Source organism: Micromonospora sp. NPDC003241 (assembly GCF_053589795.1).
This window is the reverse complement of record NZ_JBSFSO010000048.1, coordinates 21,821-46,913: the sequence shown is the minus strand read 5'-3', so window position 1 is coordinate 46,913 and position 25,093 is coordinate 21,821. Positions and strand designations below refer to the sequence as shown.

Annotated in this window: 13 protein-coding genes and 1 pseudogene; 8 read left to right on the top strand and 6 right to left on the bottom strand. The window is 72.0% G+C overall.

All coding sequences use genetic code 11. The annotated features are described in order from the left end of the window. Positions 1 to 60 precede the first annotated feature (60 nt). Entirely contained in the window at positions 61 to 1,617 is a 1,557-nt protein-coding gene (locus ACWDVW_RS27585) for a glycoside hydrolase family 43 protein (protein WP_449954432.1), read from the top strand. A 79-nt stretch (positions 1,618 to 1,696) separates the two neighbouring features. Here the strand turns inward: ACWDVW_RS27585 and ACWDVW_RS27580 are convergent, their stop codons facing one another. Further along, positions 1,697 to 3,049: an endo-1,4-beta-xylanase gene (locus ACWDVW_RS27580; protein ID WP_449954429.1), complete on the bottom strand. Its 1,353-nt coding sequence runs from the start codon at positions 3,047 to 3,049 to the stop codon at positions 1,697 to 1,699. A 725-nt stretch (positions 3,050 to 3,774) separates the two neighbouring features. Between ACWDVW_RS27580 and ACWDVW_RS27575 the strand changes: the two genes are divergently transcribed. The 4 genes and pseudogenes from ACWDVW_RS27575 (at position 3,775) to ACWDVW_RS27560 (ending at position 7,276) form a co-directional block, all read left to right on the top strand. Continuing rightward, positions 3,775 to 4,380: a DUF4956 domain-containing protein gene (locus ACWDVW_RS27575; RefSeq protein ID WP_449954426.1), complete on the top strand. Its 606-nt coding sequence runs from the start codon at positions 3,775 to 3,777 to the stop codon at positions 4,378 to 4,380. Next, on the top strand, positions 4,377 to 5,213 hold the full coding sequence (locus ACWDVW_RS27570; RefSeq protein ID WP_449954424.1) for a polyphosphate polymerase domain-containing protein: 837 nt from the start codon (positions 4,377 to 4,379) through the stop codon (positions 5,211 to 5,213). Before ACWDVW_RS27575 ends, ACWDVW_RS27570 begins: the two co-directional genes overlap by 4 nt. Then, positions 5,108 to 5,599 (top strand): annotated as a pseudogene (locus tag ACWDVW_RS27565) (chitobiase/beta-hexosaminidase C-terminal domain-containing protein); the annotation flags it as partial. The gene ACWDVW_RS27570 and the pseudogene ACWDVW_RS27565, both read left to right, overlap by 106 nt. A gap of 24 nt (positions 5,600 to 5,623) precedes the next feature. Then, on the top strand, positions 5,624 to 7,276 hold the full coding sequence (locus ACWDVW_RS27560; protein WP_449954451.1) for a CotH kinase family protein: 1,653 nt from the start codon (positions 5,624 to 5,626) through the stop codon (positions 7,274 to 7,276). Positions 7,277 to 7,356: 80 nt separating this feature from the next. Here the strand turns inward: ACWDVW_RS27560 and ACWDVW_RS27555 are convergent, their stop codons facing one another. From ACWDVW_RS27555 to ACWDVW_RS27540, 4 genes are read right to left on the bottom strand one after another with little or no spacing between them, the layout of a single operon-like run. Then, entirely contained in the window at positions 7,357 to 7,608 is a 252-nt protein-coding gene (locus ACWDVW_RS27555) for a phosphopantetheine-binding protein (protein ID WP_396748458.1), read from the bottom strand. Continuing rightward, the gene (locus tag ACWDVW_RS27550) at positions 7,608 to 10,730 is read right to left on the bottom strand and encodes a non-ribosomal peptide synthetase (protein ID WP_449954421.1); all 3,123 of its coding nucleotides are present in this window, start codon (positions 10,728 to 10,730) and stop codon (positions 7,608 to 7,610) included. The genes ACWDVW_RS27555 and ACWDVW_RS27550 overlap by 1 nt, the downstream gene beginning before the upstream one ends. A 29-nt stretch (positions 10,731 to 10,759) precedes the next feature. Further along, positions 10,760 to 12,262: a class I adenylate-forming enzyme family protein gene (locus ACWDVW_RS27545; protein ID WP_449954418.1), complete on the bottom strand. Its 1,503-nt coding sequence runs from the start codon at positions 12,260 to 12,262 to the stop codon at positions 10,760 to 10,762. Between the two features lies 1 nt (position 12,263). Then, positions 12,264 to 17,960, bottom strand: a complete 5,697-nt coding sequence (locus ACWDVW_RS27540; RefSeq protein ID WP_449954416.1) for an amino acid adenylation domain-containing protein — start codon at positions 17,958 to 17,960, stop codon at positions 12,264 to 12,266. A gap of 137 nt (positions 17,961 to 18,097) precedes the next feature. On the opposite strand from ACWDVW_RS27540, the gene ACWDVW_RS27535 reads away from it, so the two are divergent. Next, positions 18,098 to 20,923 carry a condensation domain-containing protein gene (locus tag ACWDVW_RS27535; RefSeq protein WP_449954413.1) on the top strand — a complete coding sequence of 942 codons (2,826 nt, stop codon included), beginning with the start codon at positions 18,098 to 18,100 and terminating at the stop codon, positions 20,921 to 20,923. A gap of 37 nt (positions 20,924 to 20,960) precedes the next feature. On the opposite strand, the gene ACWDVW_RS27530 is transcribed toward ACWDVW_RS27535, so the two are convergent. Beyond that, positions 20,961 to 22,157 carry a helix-turn-helix domain-containing protein gene (locus tag ACWDVW_RS27530; RefSeq protein ID WP_449954410.1) on the bottom strand — a complete coding sequence of 399 codons (1,197 nt, stop codon included), beginning with the start codon at positions 22,155 to 22,157 and terminating at the stop codon, positions 20,961 to 20,963. A 306-nt stretch (positions 22,158 to 22,463) separates the two neighbouring features. Between ACWDVW_RS27530 and ACWDVW_RS27525 the strand changes: the two genes are divergently transcribed. After that, on the top strand, positions 22,464 to 23,306 hold the full coding sequence (locus ACWDVW_RS27525) for a hypothetical protein (RefSeq protein ID WP_449954407.1): 843 nt from the start codon (positions 22,464 to 22,466) through the stop codon (positions 23,304 to 23,306). Then, positions 23,276 to 24,169, top strand: a complete 894-nt coding sequence (locus tag ACWDVW_RS27520; protein ID WP_449954404.1) for a protein phosphatase 2C domain-containing protein — start codon at positions 23,276 to 23,278, stop codon at positions 24,167 to 24,169. The genes ACWDVW_RS27525 and ACWDVW_RS27520 overlap by 31 nt, the downstream gene beginning before the upstream one ends. The last annotated feature ends 924 nt before the right edge of the window (positions 24,170 to 25,093 follow it).

The window sequence follows — 25,093 nt, the reverse complement described above, 5'->3', positions numbered from 1 at the left end:
CCGGCGCATAACATCGACCGGGATAGTTGCTTCGCCCAGACGACGAAGGGTGACCCCGAGGTGTCCGCTGCCCCCACGTTCCGCAATCCCGTCGTCGCCGGATTCCACCCCGACCCCAGCGTCTGTCGGGCCGGCGAGGACTACTACCTGGTCTGTTCCAGCTTCGAGTACTTCCCCGGCGTACCCGTCTTCCACAGCCGGGACCTGGTCACCTGGCGGCAGATCGGCAATGTGCTGGACCGCCGCAGTCAGCTCGACCTGCCACCGGACGCGCACGCCTCGGGCGGCGTCTTCGCGCCGACCATCCGCTACCACGACGGTCGGTTCTGGATGGTCACCACCAACGTCAGCATCGGCCGGCACCTGCTCGTCACCGCCACCGATCCGGCCGGGCCGTGGTCCGACCCGGTCTACTTCGACCTGCCGCACATCGACCCCTCGTTGGCCTGGGACGACAACGGCGACTGCTGGCTGACCCTGTCCGGGGTGGCGTCGTACCGCATCGACCCCGAGGCCGGCAAGGTCCTCGAAGGCCCGGTGTCGATGTGGTCCGGCAGCGGCGGGCAGTACCCGGAGGCGCCGCACCTCTACCGCATCGGCGAGTGGTGGTACCTGCTGGTCTCCGAGGGCGGTACGCACACCGGTCACGCCGTCTCCGTCGCCCGCTCGCGCAGCGTCCGGGGCCCGTTCGAGCCCGCCCCGGCCAACCCGTTCCTGACCCACCGCAGCACCGGTCATCCGGTGCAGGCGACCGGGCACGCCGACCTGGTGCAGGCGACCGACGGCAGTTGGTGGATGGTGCTGCTCGGCATCCGGGCCAAGGGCCAGTGGCCGCCCTACCACGTGCTCGGGCGGGAGACGTTCCTGGTGCCGGTGCGCTGGGAGGACGACTGGCCGGTGGTCGACCCGGTGCAGGAGGTGACCTCCGCTCCGGCCGGAAGTCCGCCCGCTCTGGCCGCGCCGCCCGGCCCGGCCGCGTACCGGGACGACTTCGACACCGCCGTGCTCGCGCCGGAGTGGATCTCACTGCGCGACCGACCCGCGGACGCCTGGTCGCTGACCGAGCGGCCCGGCTGGCTCACCCTGCGGGCCGCCGGCACGACCCTGGACCGGGCCGGCGTCACCATGATGGCCCGCCGACAGCAGCACCACGACTGCCGCGCCGCCGTGCGGGTCGACCCGGGCACGGGTCGGGCCGGGCTGACGGTACGCATCGACGAGGCCCACCACTACGACATCGAGGTCGCCGACGGGCTGGTCCGGGTGGTCGGCCGGGTCGGGCCGTTCCGTCAGGTCTTCGGCGAGCTGCCGGTGCCGGCCGGCCCGGTCACGCTGAGCATCGCCACCCGGACCGACGACCTGCTCCCGCCGACCGTGACCGCCGCCGAACAGGTCACCGCCCCCGGTGCGCCGTTCGGCGTACGCCCCGCCGCCTGCGACACGGTCGGCTTCGAGGTGCTGACCGAGCAGGGGCCGGTCGTGCTCGCCGAACTCGACGGGCGCTACCTGTCCACCGAGGTCGCCGCCGGCTTCACCGGTCGGGTGTTCGGCCTCTATGTGACCGAGGGCAGCGCCGCCTTCGACTGGTTCGACTACCGCCCGACCGGCCACGCCTGACGCGCACGGGCGAGCGCCCGCCCCCGGGTCTCGGGGACGGGCGCTCGCGTGGTGGTGGAGTCGGCCGTACGGCTCGTCGTCAGCCGACGGAGCAGGACCGGATCTGCGGGCGGGCCGAGGAGTTGCCGTTCGTCGACGTGGTGAAGCCGAACGTGTTGCCGCTGCCGTTGGAGCGCATCGTCATCACGTTGCCGCTGCTGTCCCAGGTGGGGTTGCCGCTCCAGGTGGCGGAGATGCGCTGCGGCGAGGTGATCACGACGACCACCGACCAGGTGCTGGCCCCGCTGACCGTCACCGAGGTGTTGTAGCGGTCGCCCCAGACCTGGCCCGGGGTGATCGTCGCGGTGCAGCCGCCCGGCGCCGGGGTGGTCGGCGTGGGCGTCGGGTTGCCGGTGCCGGGGCTGCCGTTGTTCAGCGCGGTGAGCACCGCGTCGTAGGCGGCCTTCTTGTTGCCGTTGCCGTCGAACAGCAGCGGGCTCTCGTTGGAGCGCCACGAGTCGGAGTCCCGGATGCCCCAGACGGTGATGCCCTTGCAGCGCGCCACGGCGAGACAGTCGTTGACCACGTTGCGGTACGCGTCGGTCGGCGCGTTGCGGATGTCCAGCTCGGTGATGTGCACGTCGACACCGAGGGCGGCGAAGCTGGACAGCGTGGTCCGGTAGTTGCTCGGGTAGTTCGAGCCGCCGGTGAAGTGCGACTGGAGCCCGACGCAGTCGATCGGGACGCCCCGGCTCTTGAAGTCCTGGACCATCCGGTAGACGGCCTGGGTCTTGGCGTCGTTCCAGTTGTCGATGTTGTAGTCGTTGTAGCAGAGCTGCGCGTTCGGGTCCGCCTGGCGGGCCGCGCGGAAGGCGGCCTCGATCCAGTCGTTGCCGGTGCGCTGGAGGTTGGAGTCGCGGCGGGCCCCGCTCGACCCGTCCTGGAACGCCTCGTTCACCACGTCCCACCAGGCGATCTGGCCCCGGTAGTGGGTGGCCACCTGGGTCACGTGGTTGAGCATGGCGTTGCGCAGCGTGGTGCCGGACATGTTCTGCATCCAGCCCGGCTGCTGCGAGTGCCAGGCCAGGGTGTGTCCCCGGACCTGCATGCCGCGGCTGAGCGCGTGCTGGACGAGCCGGTCGCCGTTGGCGTAGTTGAACTGGCCCTGGTTGGGCTGCAGCGCGTCGATCTTCATTTCGTTCTCGGCGGTGACCTGGTTGAACTCGCGGTTCAGGATGGTCGTGTACGCCGAGTCGTTGAGCCGGTTCACCGCGACGGCGGTCCCGAAGTACCGGCCGCGCTCGGCGGCCGAGGCACCGAGGGTGCTCGCCGCGCTGGCGTTGCCCGGCAGCACCACGGCACCCGCCACGGCCAGCATGCCGACGGCGGACAGGACGAGAGCCGCCCGCAGTCGTCTCGGCCGCCTGGGTGCGCGGGAAGAGTCGTTGCTCATCTCATGCTCCTTCCGGGTCCGGTGGCCCGAGGGCGGGCAGCATGACTCCGGACACGCGGGATAGGGATGATGCCCGCGATCCCTGACAAAGGGACCGCATCGGCCTTACTGGACGGAAGTATTTCAGCGGGATTTCACGCCCGTCAATGACTTCCGGAAGTTTTCCGCAAGTACCGGTGGCGATGGCGTGCGCCCCAGACCGACCTTCAGCAGCCTGTGCACCCCTCCCGTCGCTGCACGGAGCGGCGAAACACGACCGACGGGACCGGCGACTGAAACTTCCGGAGACGGTGGACCCCCCACATCGGACACAGCGTCCGATTCCGGTCACACCTCGACGGTCACTCGTCGATCTTCCGTCACCGTGGGCAACGGTCCGACCAGCGGCGACGTCCCAGCGGCACGCCGACTGGACCGCCGTCGGCCGAACCTCGCCGCCGCCCGCACCTCACCGCCCCACGGCGGCGACCCGCCCCGACCGCAACCCTGACCAGCGCCGACGTCCACAGAGGCACGACTGGCGGTGGGCGCCGCTCGCCCACCGCACCGGAAGGGAACACAGAGAGTTATTGACCCGCTTCGATATACCGGTCTAATATTCCCGGACTACTTCCCGCAAGTTCACCGGAAATTTCAGAGGCGTTCGGCCGGTCCTGCACGGTGCGTCGGAGGTGCCGTGGACGGTCGCCGGCCGGCGCGGTGGCGACCCAGGAGGAACGTACGAGATGTCGCAGCTCATCCTGTTCGCGATCGACATCGGCGCGGTGGCCGTGCTCGTCTTCGGGCTCTATTTCCCCCGGCACCGCCGCCGCGATCTCGTCGTCGCCTATCTGGGCGTCAACGTCGGCGTCCTGGCGGTGGCGAGCGCCCTGAGCGCCAGCAACGTCGGCGCCGGGCTCGGGCTGGGCCTGGCCCTGTTCGGCGTCCTGTCCATCATCCGGCTGCGCTCGACCGAGCTGGACCAGCACGAGGTCGCGTACTACTTCTCGGCGCTGGCGCTGGGCATCCTCGGCGCGCTGAGCACCACCCAGCTCTGGCTCAGCGCCGGGCTGATGGGTCTCATCCTGGTGGTGATGTTCCTCGGCGACCATCCCCGGTTGCTACGCCACTACCGGCACCAGATCCTGGTGCTCGACTCGGCCGTCACCGACCATCTCGCGCTCGTCGCGCAACTGGAACAGCTCCTCGGCGGCCGAGTGCACGTCGTCACCGTGCAACGACTCGACCTGGTCAACGAGACCACCGTGGTGGACGTCCGGTACTCGGTGAAGGGCCGGGCCAGCACCGTGTCCCCGGCCGGCACCGCCGCACCGGCGGGAGCCCAGCGGTGAGCGGGGCGTCCGTCATCCCGGTCGTCTCGGCGATGACCCCGGTCGGCCTGGCCGACGTCCTCGGGCAGGCGGCCCTGCAGACCAGGGTGGACCGCAAGTACGTCGTGCCGGTCGACGCGTTGCCCGACCTGCTGGACCGGCTCACCGCGTCCGCGCAGGTGCTGGAGATCGACGGGGAGCGCAGCTTCCGCTACGAGTCGGTCTACTTCGACACCCCTCGGTTGGCCAGCTACCACTGTGCGGCCTACCGGCGACGGCGGCGGTTCAAGGTGCGGACCCGCACCTACCTCGACTCCGCCCAGTGCTGGCTGGAAGTCAAGATCAGCGGGGCGCGCGGCAGCATCACCAAGCACCGGCTGCCCTACCAGCCGCAGCACCGGGCCACCGTCGACCCGGGCCGCGCGTTCGTGGACGAGGCGCTGGTCCGCGAGGCGGTCGCGCCCGACGCCGCCGGCAGCAGCCTGGCACCGGTCCTGGTCACCGGCTACCGGCGTACCACGCTGCTGCTGCCGGCCACCGCCAGCCGGGTCACCATCGACACCGGCCTGACCTGGCAGGACGGCGACCTCGTCCTCCGGTTGCCCGACCTGGCGGTGGTCGAGACCAAGACCGGCTCCGCCGCCACGCAGGCGGACCGGCTGCTCTGGCGCGCCGGGCTGCGCCCGGTCCGCATCTCCAAGTACGCCACCGGTCTGGCCGCCCTCCGTCCGGACCTGCCGGACTCACCGTGGCGACGCACGCTGCGGCGGCACTTCCAGGGCGGCTTCGCACCGGTGGGCACCGCACCGACCACCACCCCCCACCGATCCGTTCAGGAGGCATCGTGCGTCTGACCGTCCGCACCGCGGCGGCACCACTGCGCACCGCCGCGATCGCAACCGTCGCCGTACTGGTCGCCGGGTTGCTCGCCCCCTCACCGTCACCCGCCGGCGCCGAGCCGACCGCCGGCGCCGCCATCTCCAGCGCCGCCGAGGCGGCGGCCACCGTCGCGGCCTCCGCCGCCGCCGACGACCTGGTCGGCGACATCGGCTTCTCGGTGCCCAGCGGCACCTTCCAGGGCGCGGTGACGGTGGCGTTGAGCACCACCGTCAGCGGCGCGCAGATTCGCTACACCACCGACGGGAACCTGCCCACCGCGGAGTCGCCGCTCTACTCGGGCACCGCGCTGCGCTTCACCCGGACCACCCAACTGCGGGCCCAGGCGTTCGTCGGGCAGACCGCCTCCGGCGCGCCGGGCACCGCCATGTACGTCGCCCAGAACACCACCACCGCCCACGACCTGCCGGTGGTCCTGATCGACTCGTACGGTGCCGGGCGGCCGGACCGGGAGTACTTCGACGCCACCACGATGATCTTCGAGCCGGGCGGCGGCACCACCTCGTTGGCCGCCGCGCCCACCGTGGCCACCCGGGCCGGGTTCCGCCTTCGCGGCCAGTCCTCGGCGACGTTCGAGAAGACGCCGTTCCGCCTGGAGTTCTGGGACAACGATGACGACGACGCGGACTACCCGGTGCTCGGCATGCCCGCCGACTCGGACTGGGTGCTGCGCGGGCCGTTCACCGACAAGGCGCTGATCCGGGAGGCGTTCGTCTACGACCTCGGTCGCGAGATGGGGCTGCCCGCCCCGCGCTACGCCTTCGCCGAGTTCTATCTGAACACCGACGCCGGGCCGGTCGGGGCCGACGACTACATGGGCGTCTACATGATCGTCGAGACGATCAAGAACTCCAAGAACCGGCTCGACCTCAAGCAGTTGCGCGCCGACGACCGGACGCTGCCGAGGATCACCGGCGGCTACATCTGGAAGTTCGAGTGGATGGCCGCCGAGGAGCCGATCCTGCCGTGCACCGGCCCGGCCGCGACCTGCTGGAACTACCTGGAGGTGGCCGACCCGTCGCCGTTGCAGCCGGAGCAACGGGACTGGTTGCGCAACCACCTCCAGGAGTTCCACAACGTGCTGCGTGCACCGAACTTCGCCGACCCGGTCAGCGGCTACCGGGCGTACATCGACGTGAACTCCTTCATCGACCAGCTCATCCTCAACGAACTCAGCCGCGAGATGGACTCGTACGTCCGCAGCGCGTACTTCTACAAGGACCGGGACACCAAGATCTTCGCCGGTCCGCTCTGGGACTACGACCTCAGCTTCAGCGTGGGCGGTTTCTTCGCCAACGACCAGACCGCCGGATGGCAGCACCAGCAGGTCCGCCAGCCGGTGGCGAACGACTGGTTCACCCAGTTGCTGCGGGATCCGGCCTTCGTCAACGAGGTGCGGCAGCGGTGGCAGACGCTGCGCCGTGGGTTGCTTTCCGACGCGTCGTTGCAGGCCCGGATCAACACGCTGAGCGCACCCCTGGCGAACGGCGCGCAGCGCAACTTCCAGCGCTGGCCCAACCTGACCACCCGGATGGTCAGCTTCTTCGTCACGCCGACCGCCCCCACCTGGCAGGGCCAGGTGCAGGTCATGCGGGACTGGATGCTGCGCCGGGCGGCCTGGCTGGACTCGACCGCCGGTTGGGGCGGCCCCACCACCACGCCCCCGCCGACGACTCCCCCGCCGACCACCCCGCCCCCGACCACTCCCCCGCCGGGTGGTGGTGGCTGCACCGCCACGTACGCGGTGACCAGCCAGTGGTCCGGCGGCTTCCAGGGTGAGGTGCGGGTGACGGCCGGCAGTCGGGCGATCAGCGGCTGGACGGTGACCTGGACGTTCGCCGGTGGCCAGACGGTCAGCCAGGCGTGGAACGCGACCGTCACCAGCCAGGGCTCGGCGGTCACCGCGCGCAACGTGAGCTACAACGGCACGCTGGCCGCCGGGGCCAGCACCACCTTCGGCTTCCTCGGCTCCACCACCGGCACGCCCAGCGCGCCGACACCGACCTGCACGGCGAGCTGACTGCAAGCCCCTGGCACCGGGTCCACGACGGCCCGGTGCCAGGGGCGTACCGGTCAGCGGGGGTGGTCGGGGCAGCCCGCTCACCGATCGGCGTCGGCCAGCATCGCCACGAGGTCGTCCAGGGTGTCCAGCCGACGGCCGGCGCCGGTCAGCTCGACCTCGACGCCGTACTCCAGCTCGATCGCGTCGACCAGGCGCAGCAGTCCGAGGGAGTCGACGCCCAACGCGATCATGGACCCGCCGGCGAGGAGGTCGGCCGCCTCGACCTCCCCTGCGGTGGCTTCGCTGACCATCTGGGCGATCCGGGCCCGCAGTTCGGGGTCGGCCGTCATCAGAACTCCTTTCCGGACTGCCGCACGATGTCGGCGATCTCGGCGATGGTGGGGGTGTCGAAGAAGGCGTCGAGCGGCACCTCGACCCCGAGCCGCTGCTGGATCCGGCCGCTGATCCGGGTCACCGTCAACGAGTGTCCGCCGAGGTCGAAGAGGTCCTCGTGCACGCCGATGTCGGGGATCCGCAGCACCTCCTGCCAGATCAGGCGAAGCTGCGCCACCACCGGATCGTCACCACCGTCGCCCTCCGGGCCACCGGGTGCCCGGGTCCCCACGCCGCCGGACGAGTCGGTCCCCGCACCGCGCGAGCCGGTCACGGCGTCGCGGGGTGCCGGCAGGGCGGCGCGGTCGACCTTGCCGCTCGGGTTCAGCGGCAGCCGGTCGAGCGTCACGTAATCGGTGGGCAGCACCGCCGTCGGCAGGCTCGACGCCAGGTGCCGACGCAGCTCGGCCGGCTCCGGTACGGCACCGGGCCGAGGCACCACGTACGCCACGAGGCGGGGCTCGTCGGCGTCGCGCCGCAGCACCGTGGCCGCGGCGGTGACCTCGGGGTGCTCCAGCAGCCGGGCCTCGATCTCGCCCAGCTCGATCCGGTGCCCCCGGATCTTGACCTGGTCGTCGGCGCGGCCGAGGAACTCGATCCGCCCGTCCGGCAGCCACCGGCAGCGGTCACCGGTGCGGTAGAGCCGGTCGCCGGGCGCGCCGAACGGGTCGGGGGCGAACCGCTCGGCGGTCAGGTCGTCACGTCCCCGGTAGCCGACGGCCACCCCGGCACCGCCCAGGTGCAGCTCACCGGGGAGCCCGACGGGCGTGGGCCGGCCCGCCTCGTCCAGCAGGTACGCCCGGACGTTGGGCAGCGGCCGGCCGATGGTGACCTCGTCGGGGTCGGCCGGGATCTCCGCCATCGTCGCGTACACGGTCGCCTCCGTCGGACCGTACCCGTTGATCAGGCGTGCGGTGCGGGACCGCAGCTCGCGGGCGAGGGCGACCGGTAACGCCTCCCCGCCGGTGACCGCGACCAGCGGGACGTCCCCGTCCGCCGACGCGGCCGGGTCGCCGAGGCCGGCCTCCAGCAGCACCCGCCAGCCGGACGGGGTGGCCTGGGCGTGGGTGACACCGGCGGTGCGGATCAGCCGCCGGACAGCCGCGCCGTCCAGGGCGCTGACGTCCGAGGCGACGACCACCGTGCCGCCGGTGACCAGTGGCAGGAACACCTCCACCGTGGAGATGTCGAACGACAGCGAGGTCAGGTGCAGCCACCGGTGCGTGGGACCGCCGCCCAGCACGTCGCGGACGCCGAGCAGCAGGTTGGCCAGCGCTCCGTGGCGCACCGCCACGCCCTTCGGGTGTCCGGTCGATCCGGAGGTGTAGAGCACGTAGGCGAGGTCGGCGGCGGTCGGCGGCGGGTCGGCGACGGGCGTGCTCGGGGCGTCGCGCAGGTCGGCCTGGTCGAGGGCGAGCGTGGGCCAGGCGGGGTCCGGCGCGGCGACACCGGTCACCACCAGGGTCGGGGCCGCGTCGGCGAGTACGGCCCGCTGGCGGGCCGGCGGGTGGCCGGGGTCGACCGGCAGGTAGGCGGCCCCGCAGCGCCACACCGCCAGCATGGTCACCACCGCCTCCCAGGAACGGTCCAACGCGACCGCGACGACCGAGCCGGGACCGACGTCCCGCTGTCGCAGCAGTGTGGAGAGTCGCGCGGCGGCGGTGTCGAGCTGGGCATAGCTCAGCGTCCGGTCACCGTCGACCACGGCCGCCGCGTCCGGGTCCGTGGCGACCCGGGCGGCGAACAGGGCCGGCACGGTGGCGTCGACCGGGTACGCCCGGGCGGTCTCGTTCCAGGCCCGGGTGACCTGGTCGAACTCGTCGGCGGTCAGCAGCGGCAGCTCCGCCACCGGCCGGTCGGGGTCGGCGACCACGGCGGCCAGCAGGGTGCGCAGGTGTGCCCCGATGCGGCCCACGGCGGCGGTGTCGATCGCCGCCGGGCTGTGCTGGAGGCCGACCGTGAGACCGGTCGGCGCGTCCACCACCTGGACGTGCAGCGCGTTGCGGGCGGCACCGCAGAACATCGTCCAGTCGACCTCGCTGGCCACCCCGGGGAAGACGGGTGCGGTGCCGCGTCTCCGGTAACCGATGCTGACCGGGGTCGACGCCGGTGCCGGACGCAGGCCGGAGACGGCCTGGGCCAACGGCACCGCGCGGTACCGGTACACCTCGCGCAGGCGGGCCCGGACGGTGTGCGCGTGCGCGCGGAAGGTCCCCCCGCCCGGGTCGGCGGTGACGGGCAGTTCGTTGACGAACAGGCCGATCCGGTCGGCCTGGTCGGGGGTGCGGGTGGAGAGCGCCACCCCGACCGGGGTGCCCCGGTTGCCGTAGCGGGCGAGCAGCACGTGCAGCACCGCGAGCAGCAGCTCGAAGCGGGTCACCCCGAGCGACCGCGCGCTCTGGTCGAGCCCCTGCACCAGGTCGGTGGGCAGGTCCACGGGTACGGCGACACCGGGCTCCGCGCCGGTGGGCAGCCGCCGCAGGCCGGGCAGGACCACGTCGCCGGGCCCGGACCAGTGCCGCGCCCAGTGGTCGCGGGCGGCGGGCAGGTCGACGGCGACGCGTTGCTGTTCGGCGGCGGCGAGGCCGGCGTACTCGTCGGGTCGGGGTGCGGGGTCCACGATGGTGCCGTCGCGGACGGCGGCGTACGCGGCGGCCAGGTCCCGGACCAGGACGTCCTTCGACATGCCGTCGAAGACCAGGTGGTGTGCGGTGACGAGCAGCAGGTGCGTGTCGTCGGCGTCGGTGAGCAGGGTGAACCGGGCCAGCGGTCCGGCCGTCAGGTCGTACGTCCGGGCGATCTCCTCGGTCACCCGGGCGTCGGTCAGCTCCCCGAATCCGACCGTCGGACGGCTGTCGGCCGGTGCCAGGTGCGGGGTGCCGTCGTCGTCGCCGACGATCCTGGCCGCGAGGATCGGATGCCGGTCGGTCACCGAGGCGCAGGCCGCGACGAGGGCCCGACGGTCGAGTGCGGCGCCGAAGCGTACGCCCACCGCCATGTGGAAGGCCGTGCCGGCGACCCCGGCCCGCTCGGTGAACCAGACGGCGTGCTGTGCGGAGGTCGCCTCGGCGGTGCCCACATCTGCTCCCAGGGTTGTGCGGGTGGTGGTCAGTTCTCGAAGAGGTCGGTGAGCTGCCGCTTGAGCACCTTGCCGCCCTCGTTGCGGGGCAGCTCGTCGAGCAGCAGGAGCCGGGCGGGCAGCTGGTAGTCGGCCAGCCGGTCCGCGAGGAATCCCCGCAGCACGGGCAGGGACAGCCCACCCGGCTCGGTCTGTGGTCGGGGCACCACGGCGGCGGCCACGGCCCAGCCGAGCACCGGATGCGGGACACCGACGACGGCGACCTGGGCGACCAGCGGATGTTCGTGCAGTGCCGCCTCGACCTCCAGGGTGGAGACCTTGAACGCGCCGGTCTTGATCACGTCCTGGTGCCGGTCGGTGAGGTACAGGTAGCCGTCGGCGTCGATCCGGCCGACGTCGCCCATCCGGACCCACCCGTCGCGGAAGGTGGCCCGGTTGGCCGCCTCGTCGCGGTAGTAGGAACGGGGAAAGGGCGCGCGCAGCCAGACGTCACCGGTCGTGTCGGCGGGCAGCGGATTGCCGTCGGCGTCGGCGACCATGAGCTGACCGCCGACCGGCCGACCGACCGCGTCCCGCCGGGACGGGTCCCAGATCATCGTGGTCTGGGCCGGTGCCGCCTCGGTGGAGGTGTAGTAGTTGACGATGGTGGCCTGCGGGAACGTCTCGGCGAGCCGGGCCGCGACCGCCGGTGCGAGGAACGCGGCGGTGGAGCCGATCAGGTGTACGCCGCTGGTGTCGCGCCCGCGCAGGGCACCGGAGTCGAGCAGCTCGACGGCGATCGACGGGACGACGAAGACGGTGCCGGTCCCGGCGGCCTCGACCAGCCGGGCGAACCGGGCCGGGGTGAACCGGGGCAGGGTGAGTGCGGCGGCCTTCGCGGTCACCGCGTTGAGCAGCATGGTCTGCCCGGCGTTGGTGCCGATCGCGAAGGCGTGCAGGAACCGTTCCGAGTGGGCCAGGGCCAGCCGGCGCGGATGGTGCGGAGCACCGGCGGTGAGGTTGGCGTGGCTGGCGGCGACTCCCTTGGGCCGTCCGGTCGTGCCCGAGGTGTAGAGGATCTGCGCGAGGTCACCGGGCCGGGCGACCGACGCACCGCCCCGGGATGGCTCGGCCAACAGTTCGGCGCAGGACCAGACCGGCAGGCCGGACGGCACCGGCGGGGCCGGGGTGTCGTCGCCGTGCAGCACGGCGCTGGCCGCGCAGTGCTCCAGGGCATGGCCGAGCTGCCCGGCGGCGAGTCGGTCGGAGAGCGGCACGGCGACGCCACCGGCGCGCAGCACCCCGACGTACGCGACGGCGAACCCGGTCCAGTCCCGGGCACCGAAACAGAGGCCCACGCGGTCGCCGCGACGCAGGCCGCGACGCGACAGGGCGGCGGCGACCGCACCCGCACCGGCGGACCAGTCGGCGAAGGTCAACGCGGCCACCCCGTGCACCTCGACCGCGACCCGCTCGGGATGTAGGGCGGTCCGCCAGTCCAGCAGCTCGGGCACAGTGCGGGGAACGGCCCGGCCCGCTGACGCCGTACCCACCTCAGGCCGCCTTCCCGCCGGTCACGGCGACCGGCACCCGCTCGTCCTCGGCGCTGGCCGACCGGGCCCGGCGCTCCTCGATGCCGACCAGGTCGTCCGGCGGCGCGTCGGGCACCTCGTCGTCGAAGCGGGACAGCACCGGCGTGGCCAGCGACACCAGCGCCGTCACCGCGATGCAGAGCCCGAACAGCACATAGAGCAGCCCGTGTCCGCGCCCCGGCCCGACCCCGATCACCGCGCCGACCGTGCCGGCCAGCACGCCGTCGGCCAGCAGCATCGGCTCGGTCACCCGGGCGGCGAACGGGGCGACCAGACCCCAGCCCAGCGGCAGGGTGGACTGCGCCACCATCTGGTTGAGCGCGAAGACCCGCCCGTGCACCCGGGGCGGCACCTTGGTCTGGATGATCGTGTTGTAGACGCCGTTGACGATGGCGAGCGCGAGGTACATGCCGAACGCGCCCAGGCCGATGACCAGCAGGTTCGGCCGCAGCCCGGTCACCACGGCGGCCACCGCGATACCGAGCGTGCCGAGCAGCACCGCCCGCATCCGGCGTTTACGGGGGCCGCCCCAGAGCAGCATCACCAGACCGCCGGTGGCGGCGCCGACCCCGCCGGTCAGCGCGATCCGCGCCACCTCGGTCAGGTCGGCGAAGCCGAGCACCAGCGGGGAGAGCAGGAACAGCACCGGGAAGAGGAAGAAGTTCAGCGCGGCGAAGAACGCCAGCATGGCGCGGAACTCCCGGCGGCGCAGCGCGTACCGCAGCCCGGCGACGATCTCCGCGCCGATGCTCTCGCGGCGTCGCAGGGCGAGCGTACGCGGGAAGCGCACCACCGCCAGCACACCGATCGCGAAGAGGTAGAACGCCACGTCGACGAGCAAAATGCCGCGCAGGCCGACGGCCTGGAGCAGGGCCACGGCGATCAGCGGGACGGTGAACTGGGTGAGGCCGACAGCGGTCTGGGCGAGGCCGTTGGCGTGGCCGAGGAACCGCTTGGGCACGAGTTGCGGCACCGCCGAGACGAACGCGAGCCGTTGGAACGCCAGTGCCACCGACAGCCAGGCGGTGAAGGGGTAGAAGTGCCACACCTCGGCGACGTCGGTCAGCACCAGCACCGCCATCGCCGCGTTGCCGCCCCCGGCGGCCACACAGGCGCAGAGCAGGACGCGTCGCCGGCTGAACCGGTCGATCACCGCGCCGGCCAGCGGTGCGACGAGCAGGCCGGGCATCAACGCGAGCACCGCGAAGAGCGCGAACCGGGCCAGCGAGCCGGTCTGCGTGTAGATCCACAGGGGTACCGCGAAGGTGGTCAGCGCGGTCCCCATGCCGGAGACGATCTGCCCGGCCGCGACCAGCCCGAAGCGCCGCATGCTCGGCGGCGGCGCGGTGGCCGTACCGCTGCTCCCGCCCGAGGGCCCGTCCGGTCCGCGGTGAGAAACGGCGGCGAGCTGCCAGGCGGGCTGCCCGCCGTCCGACCGTGGCGAGGCGGCCGGCGGCGGGACCGGCTCGGCGCGGACCGGCGCGCCAGGTCCGGGCGACACGGCGGACGGCGGTGCGGTGGACGGCGGTGGCGCGGCGAGGTGCCGGTGTACGCGGGTGACGATCTCGGCCAGTTCGACGGCCCGGTACTTGAGGAAGTAGTGACCGGCCTCGTCGATCACCACGAGCGCGGTGCGGTCGGTCAGGAAGTGCCACTCGCGGTAGCGCTCCTCGTGGAAGTCGGTGCTGCGGTCACGCTCGCCGACCACCGAGACGACCGGCGCGCGCAGCCGGTCGACCCGCTGCCGCATCAGCTCGGTGAAGTACTCCTCGGAGACCTCCGCGTCGTGCCGCATGGCGCGGATCAGGAACGCGACCTCGTCCGGTGCCAGTGACCCGACGGAGGTGCCCTGCGCCTGCAACCAGGTGCGGTAGATCCGGTCGCTGCGCAGGCGTTCGGCCAACCGCAGGCGCAGCAGCGGACCGAGCAGACCGCCGACGGGCCGGGCGAACGGGAAGACCGCGCCGAGGTACACCGCCTCCAGGTCCCGGCCGGCGGCCTCCAGCCGACGGGCGACCTCCACCGCCAACGCCCCGCCGGGACCGCAGTGTCCATAGAGGACCAGCGGCCCGGAGACCCGGTGCAGGATCTCCGCGACCACGTCGGCGGCGACCTCCGCGACGGGTGCCGGGTCGTCGGCCAGGCCGATGTCGTGCCCGGGCATGGCCACCGACAGCAGCCGGTACCCGACCGGCAGGGCGTCGGCCAGCTGCTGGTACACCACCGCGCTGCCGCCGCCGTACGGGACGCAGACCAGGGTGGCGACCCGGGCGGCGGCGGGCACCGGCGGGGTCAGTTCGTGCAGCAGCCCGCCGCCGTCCGGGCCGTCCCCGGCGACCAGCCGGGCCAGCTCGCGTACGGTGCGGTGGCGGAACAGGTCCATCACGCTGACCGGTGTGCCCCCGTCGACCACGTCGGGCAGTTCCCGACGCAGCCGGGCCACCACCTGGGTGGCCAGCAGGGAGTGCCCGCCCAGCTCGAAGAAGTCGTCGGTGGCACCGACCTCGGCCACCCCGAGGACGGCGCGCCAGACGTCGGCCACCAGCGTCTCCACCGGTCCGGTCGGCGTCTCCCGCTCACCGGTCGGGCCGTCGTCGACCGGCTCGGGCAGGGCCCGCCGGTCCACCTTGCCGTGCTCCTGCAACGGCAGCCGGTCCAGGCACACCCACCGGCTCGGCACCATGTGCTCGGGCAACCGGTCGGCGAGCCGCCGACGCAGCGCGGCCGGCTCGGGCGCGGCCACGTCGGGCGTCGGTTCCAGGTACGCCACCAGCCGGTCGTCGCGCAACAGCACCGCCGCCTGCCGTACCCCGGGGCAGTCCCGCAGCGCCGCCTCGATCTCGCCCAACTCGACCCGGTAGCCCCGGATCTTGACCTGGTGGTCGCGACGGCCCAGGAAGACGAGCTGCCCGTCGGCGCGCCAGCGGCCCAGGTCACCGGTGCGGTACAGGCGCGCGCCGGGCGGACCGTACGGGTCGGGGACGAAGCGCTCGCCGGTCAGGCCGGGCCGGTGCAGGTAGCCGCGCGCCAGCCGGTCACCGCCGAGGTACAGCTCACCGGGTACGCCGACCGGGACGGGGCGCATCCGCTCGTCGAGCACGTACACCCGGGCGTGCGGCAGGGGCCGGCCGATCGGCACCGGCCCGGTGGGCGGCGCGTCGGCGGTGACCTCGTACGTGGTGACGCCGACGGTGGCCTCGGTGGGCCCGTAGTGGTTGAACACGCGGGCCGGACCGGCGGCGGCGAGCGGGCCGACCCGGTCCAGCTCGGACGCCTCACCACCGAGGACGAGCGCGCGGGCCGGCAGCAGTTCCCCCGGCTCGACGTCGGCGGCCAGCGCCCACAGGTGCGACGGGGTGATCTTCAGGTAGTCGATGCGCGCGGTGCGCAGCCGCTCGGCGAGTTCGGCGCCGGTGCACCGGCGGGGCAGCAGGTGCACCGCGCCACCGGTGGCCAGCGCCAGATAGAAGAGGGTGACGCTGAAGTCGAACGACATCGACTGCATCAGCCCGTACCGGGCGGCCGGGACGACCGCGAACCGGTCGGCCACCCCGTCGAGGTAGCGCAGCACCTGCCGGTGTGCCACGGCGACCCCCTTCGGGGTGCCGGTGGAGCCGGAGGTGTAGATGACGTACGCGAGGTGCTCGCCGGTGGTGCCGGTCTCCGGCGCGGTGCCGGGCTGGGCCGCGACCTCGGCGGCGATCTCGTCCAGGGTGACCGTGGTCGCCTCGGCGGGCAGACGTTCCCGCAGGTCGGGGCTGGTCAGCACCACGGTCGGGCGGGAGTCGGCGAGCATCAGGCCCAGCCGTGCGGTGGGCTGCTCCGGGTCCAGCGGCAGGTACGCCCCACCCGCCCGCAGCACCCCGAGCAGCGTCGCGGCCAGGTCGACCGACTGGTCCAGCAGCACCCCGACCAGCCGGTCCGGGCCGACGCCACGGCTGCGCAGCCAGTGGGCGAGCCGGTTGGCCCGCCGGTCCAGCTCCCGGTAGGTGAGCGTGTCCGGGCCGAGGACCACCGCCGGGGCGTCCGGGGTGGCGGCGACGTGCGGGCCGACCAGCTCGGCCAGGGTGGTCGCCGCGCCGGTGACCCCGGCCACCGCGTCGTGCTCGGGTCGGCCCAGGGCCAGCATCCGGTCCCGTTCGGCCGCGTCGAGCAGGTCCAGGTCGACGACCGGCAGGTCCGGCCGGGCGACGGCGGCGCGCAGCAGCGTGGCGAGACCGGCGGTCAGCCGGCGTACGGTCGCGGCGTCGAAGAGGTCGGTGTTGTAGACGACCATGCCGCGCAGCCCGTCGGCGGTCTCGCCGACGTAGAGCGACAGGTCGAAGCGGGCGGTGGCCGCGTCGGTCCCGACGCCCTCGACGTGCAGGTCCTCGGGCCACCGGGTGCCGCCGTCCGCGTAGTTCTGCAGGGTGAACAGCACCTGGAACACCGGGGAGCGGCTCACGTCCCGGGTGACGTTGAGGTCCTTGACCAGGCGTTCGAACGGGATCTCCTGGTGGGCCAGGGCGCGGACGACGGTGGTGCGGGTGCGCCGCAACAGGGTCGCGAAGCTTGGTTCGACGGCGGCGGTGTCGGCGGTCCCGGGCTCGGCGGTCGCAGGCTCGGCGGTCGCGGGCTCGGCGGTCGCAGGCTCGGCGGTCGCAGGCTCGGCGGTCGCGGGCTCGGCGGTCGCGGGCTCGGCGGTCGCGGGCTCGGCGGTCGCGGCGACCGGGGAGAGGTCGGCGCGCAGGGCGAGGGTGTTGACGAAGAGACCGACGAGGTTCTCCAGCTCCGGCACCACCCGGCCGGCGACCGGCGAGCCGATGGCGAAGTCCCGCTGGCCGCTGTGGCGGAACAGCACCGCTTGCAGGCCGGTGAGCAGGGTCATGTAGAGGGTGGCCCGGTGGGCGCGGCTGAGCCGACGGAGTCCGTCGGTGAGGTCGGCGTCGAGGGCGAAGCGGTGGGTGGCACCGGCGTACGACTGCACGGCCGGGCGGGGCCGGTCGGTGGGCAGTTCCAGCGCGGGTACGTCGGCCAGTGCCCGGGTCCAGTAGGCGAACCCGTCCCCGGTGGCCGGTCCGTCGAGGCGGTCCCGTTGCCAGGCGGCGTACTCCAAATAGCCGGTGGCCGGTGCCGGGGGCGGGGACGTGCCGTCGCGCAGCGCGCCGTAGGTGGCGGCGATCTCGTCGAGCAGCAGGGTCAGCGACCAGCCGTCGCTGACGATGTGGTGCATGGCCAGATGCACCAGGTGTTCCTGGTCGGCGAGCCGGACGACGAGCACCCGCACCAGGGGCGCGACGCCGAGGTCGAACGGGGTGCGTACCGAGGCGGCCACCAGCTCGCGGGCGTCGGCCTCGTCGGGTACGGCGGTGACGGTGACCGGTACCCGTACGTCGGGGGCGACGTGCACGGCGGGTTCGCCGTCGGCGTTCTCGGTGAACCGCATGCGGAGACTGTCGTGCCGGGCGGCGGTCGCGTCGACGGCGGCCCGCAGCAACTCGACGTCGAGCGGGCCGCGCAGCCGCACGGTCGAGTGGACGAGGTACGCGGCGGTGCCGGGAACGAGCTGTTCGGTGAACCAGATCCGTTCCTGGCCGAAGGAGAGTCGGGGCGTTCCGGCGGGCGGAGTCGCCTTCGGGATGACGGTGGTGTCTCGGGCCGGCACGTCGACGTTCGTCACGCTATGCCTCAATCCGATGACGGACGGGAGTCAGTAGTCTGCATCTCGCGTCCCACAGGTCGGATCGGCTGATCGGTCCACTGTGTAAGACTCGATCGATCGATCCAGCGGCGGAACGGACCGTCGTACCGTCGGGAATGCGATTCGCGGATACGGTGATCCCCGCCGAGTGGGCGTCAGAGCCGCTGCGCTATGCCGAGTTCTCCGGCGGTGGTGCCGGGACGGCGCCGCTGACCTGGGCCCAGCAGGTCCTCCTGCGCTCGATCGCCCGGTTCGGCTCCAACCACCGGTTCCTCAACCTGCGGCGGATCGTGCCGGTCTCCCCCCGCGCCGGGGTGGCCGTGACGACCGCGACCCGGGCGGTGGGTGCCCTGGTCAGCCGCCACTCCGCGCTGCGTACCCGGCTCCCGGTCTCCGACGGCGAGGCCCGCCAGGAGATCGCTCCGACCGGGCTGTTCCCGCTGCTGGTCTGCGACGGCACCAGCGACGGCACGCAGGCCGCACGACGGGCCGCCGAGCGGCTCGGCGACGTCGCGTTCGACCATTCGGCCGAGTGGCCGCTGCGGGTCGCACTGGTCACTGTGGATGATCGGGTACGCCAGATCGTGCTGGTGTTCAGCCACACCACCGTGGACGCTCATGCGGCCGAGATCGTGCTGCGCGATCTGCGGCTGCTTCTGCTGCGCGGCGGCCTGCCCACCCCGGCCGGACCGCAGTCGGCGGACGTGGCCCGACTCCAGCACGGGCCCGACTCTCGGCGTTCGCAGCGGGCGGTGGCGTACTGGCTGCGGGAGTTCGACCGGCTCCCCCGGCAGCCGCTGGTCCCGGCCGGGCCGGGGCTGGAGCCGCACCTGCGCCGGGGCGTCCTGGTCTCCTCCGCCCTCGACCGGGCCGCCCGGCTGGTCGCCGCCCGGCATCGGGTCAGCGTCTCCGCCGCGCTGCTCGCCGGCTACCAGGCGATGGCCGCCCGCACCTCCGGACACGAGCTGTCCGGCCTCTTCCCGATGTCCCACAACCGGTTCCGCACCGAGTACGCGCAGGCGGTCGCCAACCTCGGTCAGATCGGCTTCTGCGCGGTGGACCTGGCCGGGTGCACCGACTTCGCCGACCTGCTGCACCGCGTCTGGGCGGCGTCGCTGAACGGTCTGCGGCACGCGTACTACCAGCCGTCCGCGCTGCGGCACGCCTTCGAGGAGCGGGGCATCGACTACGAGACGGCGTTCCACCCGCACCACTACTTCAACGACGTCCGGCTGCCGCTCGGCGGCCTCGACCAGCCACCCGAGGTGACCCGGGACGAGTTGCGGGCCGCCACGGCCCGGAGCAGCTTCTCCTGGACCGCCGGGCTGACCGCGGCCTCCTGGCACCTGCTGGCGCACGTCGTGGACGAGCCGGACGCGGTGGGCGTCACGCTCACCGTCGACACCCGGCACCTCGCGATGGACTCCGTCGAGCCGTTCCTGCGAGGCATGGAGGAGTTGCTGGTCGAGGCGGCCTTCGACGACGTGCGATGGCCCTGGTCACCGACGTCCCCCGCACCCGCCGGGCCGGTCCCGTCCCGCACCGAGGAGACGGCGTACGCGGACTTCGCGGCCGGACGGCCCGCCAGCGCGCCGCTGACCTGGGGGCAGCGCGCCATGTGGCGGACCGTCGAGGAGTTCGAGTCCCCCGAGGCGTACCGGGTGCTGAGCCTCCCCCGCACGCTCGCCGTGTCGGCACGGACCGAGGTCACCGTCCCCGGGGCGGTGCGGGCGCTCGGCGCACTCGTCGCCCGGCACGGATCGCTGCGCACCCGGTTCCGTCGCCGGGACGACGAGGTGCACCAGGAGATGGCGGCCACCGGACGGCTTCCCGTCGGCGTGCACGCCGTACCCCGCCCGGTGGACGACCCCGACGGCCGCGCCCTCGCGGCGGAGCTGGCCGCCCGGCTACGCGCGTCGCGCTTCGACCACGTCGCCGAATGGCCGCTGCGGGTCGCCCTGGTCACCGTCGACGACCGGGTACGCCAGATCGTGCTGGTGTTCAGCCACGCCACCGTCGACTTCCACGCCACCGACGTCGTCCTGCGTGACCTGCGCCGGCTCCTGCGGCACGGCACGCCCGACACGCCGGTCGGCCTCCAGTCGGTGGACCTCGCCGGGCGGGAGCGTGACGCCGGACGACGACGGTCGGAGCGGGCGGTGGCGTACTGGGTGCGGCAGTTGCCCGGCCTGGCGGCGAACCTCTCCGATCCGGTCGGCTCCGGCGCCTCGCCGCGTTACCGTCGTGGTTCGCTGGTCTCCCGCGCCGTCCACCACGCGGCGGGCCTGGTCGCCACCGGTAACGCCGTCAGCACCTCGAACGTACTGCTGGCGGCGACCGCCGCCGGGCTGTCCGGAACCGGCGGGCAGGACTCCTGCGGAATCGTGGTGATGGCCAGCAACCGCTTCCAGCCGGGGCACCAGGACGCGGTCGGCACCCTCAACCAGATCGGGGTCGCTCGGCTCGACCTGGCCGACCGGCCCGGCTTCGCCGAGCTGTTGTCCCGGGCCCGGCGGGGAGCGCTGGACGCCTACCGGCACGCGTACTACGACCCAGCCGTGTGGGAGCGCACCTTCACCGACCTCGGCCACGACCACCGGACCTTCCTGTCCGCGTACTGCTATCTCAACGACGCCCGGCTGGCGCGCGACGTCGACCCGACGGCGACGGGCCCGGACGAGACCGCCCTGCGGGCGATGGTCGGCCACAGCGAGTTCCGCTGGCTGCCGGAGTTGGCGCGGTTCCCGTGGCGCTGCCGGGTCCAGGTGCTCGACGCGCCCGGTGCGGTCGAGCTGGTCGTCACCGCCGACACCCGGTACTTCCCGGCGGAACGGGTCGAGCCGTTCCTGCGCGGCGTCGAGGCGCTGCTGGTCGAGGCGGCCTTCCACGACGTGCCCTGGCCGTGGTCCCCCGCTGCGGTCGGCCCGTACGCCGGGGGCTGACCGTCACGCCTCGGTACCGCCGGCAGGAGCAGCCGAATCAGGATTGTCGGCGCGGATCATCGCGGTCGACCGGCTCCCTCGCGCCCTGCCGGGTCAGACCGGCGAGGGCGGCGAGTCGGGCCATGCCAGCGGAGGCAGGGCTGCTGCGGGCCACCTCGGCGATGACGGTACGGGCGGTGGGGCGGTAGCGGGTTTCGGCGGGTGCGATGGTGTCGGCGTCGACGAGTGCCCGTTCGGCTGCGGCGTAGTTGCCGACGTGGAGGTAGGCACGCGCGGCGTCGATGAGGTGGGCGGCCCGGTGTTCGGAGGACAGTTGCCGCCAGCCGTCGCGGCGGACCGCACTCTCGTGGCGGCACACCGCTTCCGCCATGTCGCCGAGGTGCAGGGCGGCGAGGAAGCGGGCCAGGTGCACGGTCGTGGCGCCGAAGCTGGTGTGGTGTGGGTCGGTGTCGTCAGCATGCCGGTCGGCGAGTTCGGCGGCGTGGTCGATGAGGTCGTCGGCGTTGCGACGGTCGTCGCCACCGGCGGCGGCGATCCCGGCCTCAAGGAGCAGGGTTCCGCGTACGGCGTGGTGTGCTGGCAGGTCGGCGGCGGTGACTGCGGCGGTGAGCGCCAGATGGTCGCGGCCGAGTGCGCGCAGGGCCTGGCTGACGGCGATGGTGGCGGCGCCGGTGGCGTCGGGGTCGCTCGCGGAGGCGGTGACGGCCCGGTCGGCGGCGAGCCAGGCGAGGTCGGCCGCGTCGAGCTTGGTCAGCATCGAGGCGGTGATCCGGTAGGCGGGCACCAGCAGCGCCGGAGTGCGGTGAACCGTGTCGAGCAGAGCCGGCAGGGCCCGCAACAGCTGGGCGTAATCGGCGTGCTGATAGGTCATCCACGCGTGCGCGATCTGCTGCCGCGCCTGGTCCGGCGGCGTGGTCCGGCCGGATCGATGGTGGCAGCGGACGAGGGCGGCGCGGATCGCGTCGATCCCGTCAGTGCGGGGTGCTGCCGGCGAGGAGCATTGTCGAGGGCCGAGCAGGGTCACCGGATCGAGGCGCAGGACCGTGGCGATGTCCTGGATGACCGAGTAGCGGTCCAGGCTGCGTACGCCACGTTCGACCTTGTCGACCCAGCTCTTCGACTTGCCGATCCGGTCGGCGAAGACCTGCTGACTCATACCCCGACGGACGCGTAACTCTGCCACCCGGCGTCCGATCGGCACCGAGTTGTGGTCGCGTCGCTCGCGGCCGGTCACCGCTGCCGTCCTGCTGGCGGCGGGCCCGACATGGTGGGCCCTCCGCAGTGGGGGCACCACCGGGACTTGACCCGGAACGCGAACAGCCCGAGCAGAAAGCCCGGCACCAGACCACCGAACAACGCGACCGACACCAGATCGACGACCACGAGCATTCACCTCCTCATCTCTGCTGACAGGCCTACCCCACACGGCTGCTTACACCCCCTAAGCATTTCAATCGTGCGGCAGCAGCTTCGACGCTTAGGGGGTGTAAGCAGGATTACTCGACCAGCCGCAACTGTCAAGGGGGCCTAAACTCGTTGTGTGGAGACTCAAGACGAGAGCTTCGAGCGCGTACGGCATGAAGCAGACCCGCTTCGGCAGGCCAAGCTCGCCGGAGAGTTGATCGCCGTCTACCAGCAGAGATCGGTTGAGCTGGCGAGACTGCGCCGTGAGGCGATCAACACCGCTGCGGCAGAGCAAGGGATCTCGTTCAGCGTGATTGCCAAAGAGTTGGGACTCACGCGAGGACGGATCACGCAGATCCGGCAGACGGCACCGCCTGCGGAACGGGCGTTTTTCGGGGTTGGCCCAGTCACAGTCGCCTTGCCGCTACGCGCGATGCCCGAACGGGCTCTCCCGATGATCTCTTCCGAGGACGCCCGCGCTGCCGAACGGTTGACGATGCTCCTCACCGACCTGGCGTTCCAGGTGGAGCAGTTCCGCATCCCTCCGAACGGCCTATGGCAGCCACATGGCGACACTGTCGCGATCTGTGGACCGAAGTCGTCGTCGGTAACCGCGCAGGCAATCTCGTCAGACCCAGTGCTGACGTTCGAGCCCGACGATGATGGGCAGTGGGCCATCCGTGAACGCGACGGCAGCCACGTCTACGAGTCGCCCATGGACAGTCAGGCCGCACCGCGATGGGCCGACTTCGCCTATGTTGGCCGACTCGCCCTGAACGAGCAGACCGTCTTCATCGTCGCGGGCGTACACGCCCTCGGATCAGTCGGCGCAATCGACTACCTCGCTCGCAACGTGGCCGATCTCTACGCCCAGGTCGGCACCCGCTGTTTCTCGATGGTCGTCCGCAGCGAACACGACGGCGACACTGTCACCAGGAGCGAACTCGCATGCCCGCCGCGAACTCACGACCGCACGTAGTCACCGCCGAGCGGGCCGGACGAGATCGGCCGACCGAGGACCGCATCTTCACCACACCGAACGCAGTCATCGTGCTCGACGGCGCATCACAGCCAGGCGACCACCGACACGACGGAGGGTGGCTCGCCCAACAAGTCGGGCATTACCTTGCGCAGCTCCTGACCGCACACCCCGACATCGGCCTCGTCGACGCACTGGCAGAAGCTATCGACCACATCCGCCACCTGCACGGCCTGCGACCCGGTGCCGCACCGTCGACCACAGTCAGCCTGGTTCGATGGACAGACAACGATGTTCACATCCTGGTCCTCGGAGACAGCCCCACCATCGTTCTCACCCGTTCCGGCGAGATCCACCAGGTCCGGGACGACCGGCTCTCACGGGTCGCCCTCGGCCAACACGCAGACCTGCACGATGCCATCCAACAGAGGGGCGGATTCGGCTTCCAGCACGCCGTGGAATGGACCACGCTCGTGGAAGCGCAGAGGAAAGCCCGCAATACCCCTGAGGGCTATTGGATCGCCGAGGCCGCGCCGGAGGCTGCCCGTCACGCCGTCTACGCGAGGTGGCCCGTCGACGACATCGCAGCAGCCCTGACGATGACCGACGGCGTCTCCGACGGCATCGACAACTACCAGACACCCCCAACCTGGGAAGCCGCATTCGCACTCGCCAACCATCACCCGACACGCCTCATCGAGACCGTGCATCAAGCGGAGAAGGACGACGCGGAAGGGCGACGCTGGCCACGCAGCAAACGACACGACGACAAGGCGGTGGCGCTGATACGGCTCACCTCAGCCGCACACATCGCCGAACTGACCTCATGCTGGCCTGGCACATCGGCTGGCGGTGGAGCGTGACCACCGACCATCTCCAGGGCCGGACGCCACGGGAACGCACCGAGGTGTTCTGGCCGGGCGACGGTGAGCCGACCGTAGCAGTATTAGCCCGCCCCATTCACCCGATGTGACGGCCCTGATCCACAGGGCCGCCCGGTCCCGCTCAGCATGGCTGACTGCCGCAGTACGGCCTGATCGTCGCGGTCGCGACCTGCGACGGCCCAATTCTGTTCCCATTCTCCCTGTACGAGACGGCGATCCGGATCGTGCTGTCCTGTTTCCCCGAAACTTCAAGCGTGCAGTGGCGCGACGTCCTGGTACATCCGCTCTCCACGCTGCGGCGGAGAGATGGGGGAACTTCCCACCGGTAGTTGTATCCACCGGAACTGTTGCGCAACTCGAACCTCACGGAGTGGGACGACGCCGGCGCGGTGTTGGTACAGGAATTTTGCCAGTCTGAATTGCCCTTGCCCTTCGACGTCACCCGGCATTCGAGCCTCTCACTTCTCAACAAGGGGATGATTCTGTCGCAAGGCAATTTCTCACAGGCCAGTTTGATCGCCTCGTAGACCTGAGGGATCTTGTAACAAGGCAATTTGGCGAGCTTACATGCCACTTCAGCCACCACCGGAACCCCATCGCCGGCAACCCGCTTCCAGGGTTCATCCGCTACGAAGCGCAGCAATATTATTGTCAATATTGCGGCCGTGATCAGCGCAAGCAGCTTGACCGATACGCGCATAAGCCGCACTTTCCTTTGACTTACTCTTCGCCGACGGTGCGCACCTGCCACAAAATCCTACCTAATTGGAGGTATTAGAAGTTGACAGCAGCTTACGCTCAATTTAGATCACCTGCAATGCAGGTAGGCCTTCCACTCATGCGGCAAAGTCATTCGATTGGGCATCGCCGCTGGCCATGATGGTTTCTGTGATTTGGCTGCGA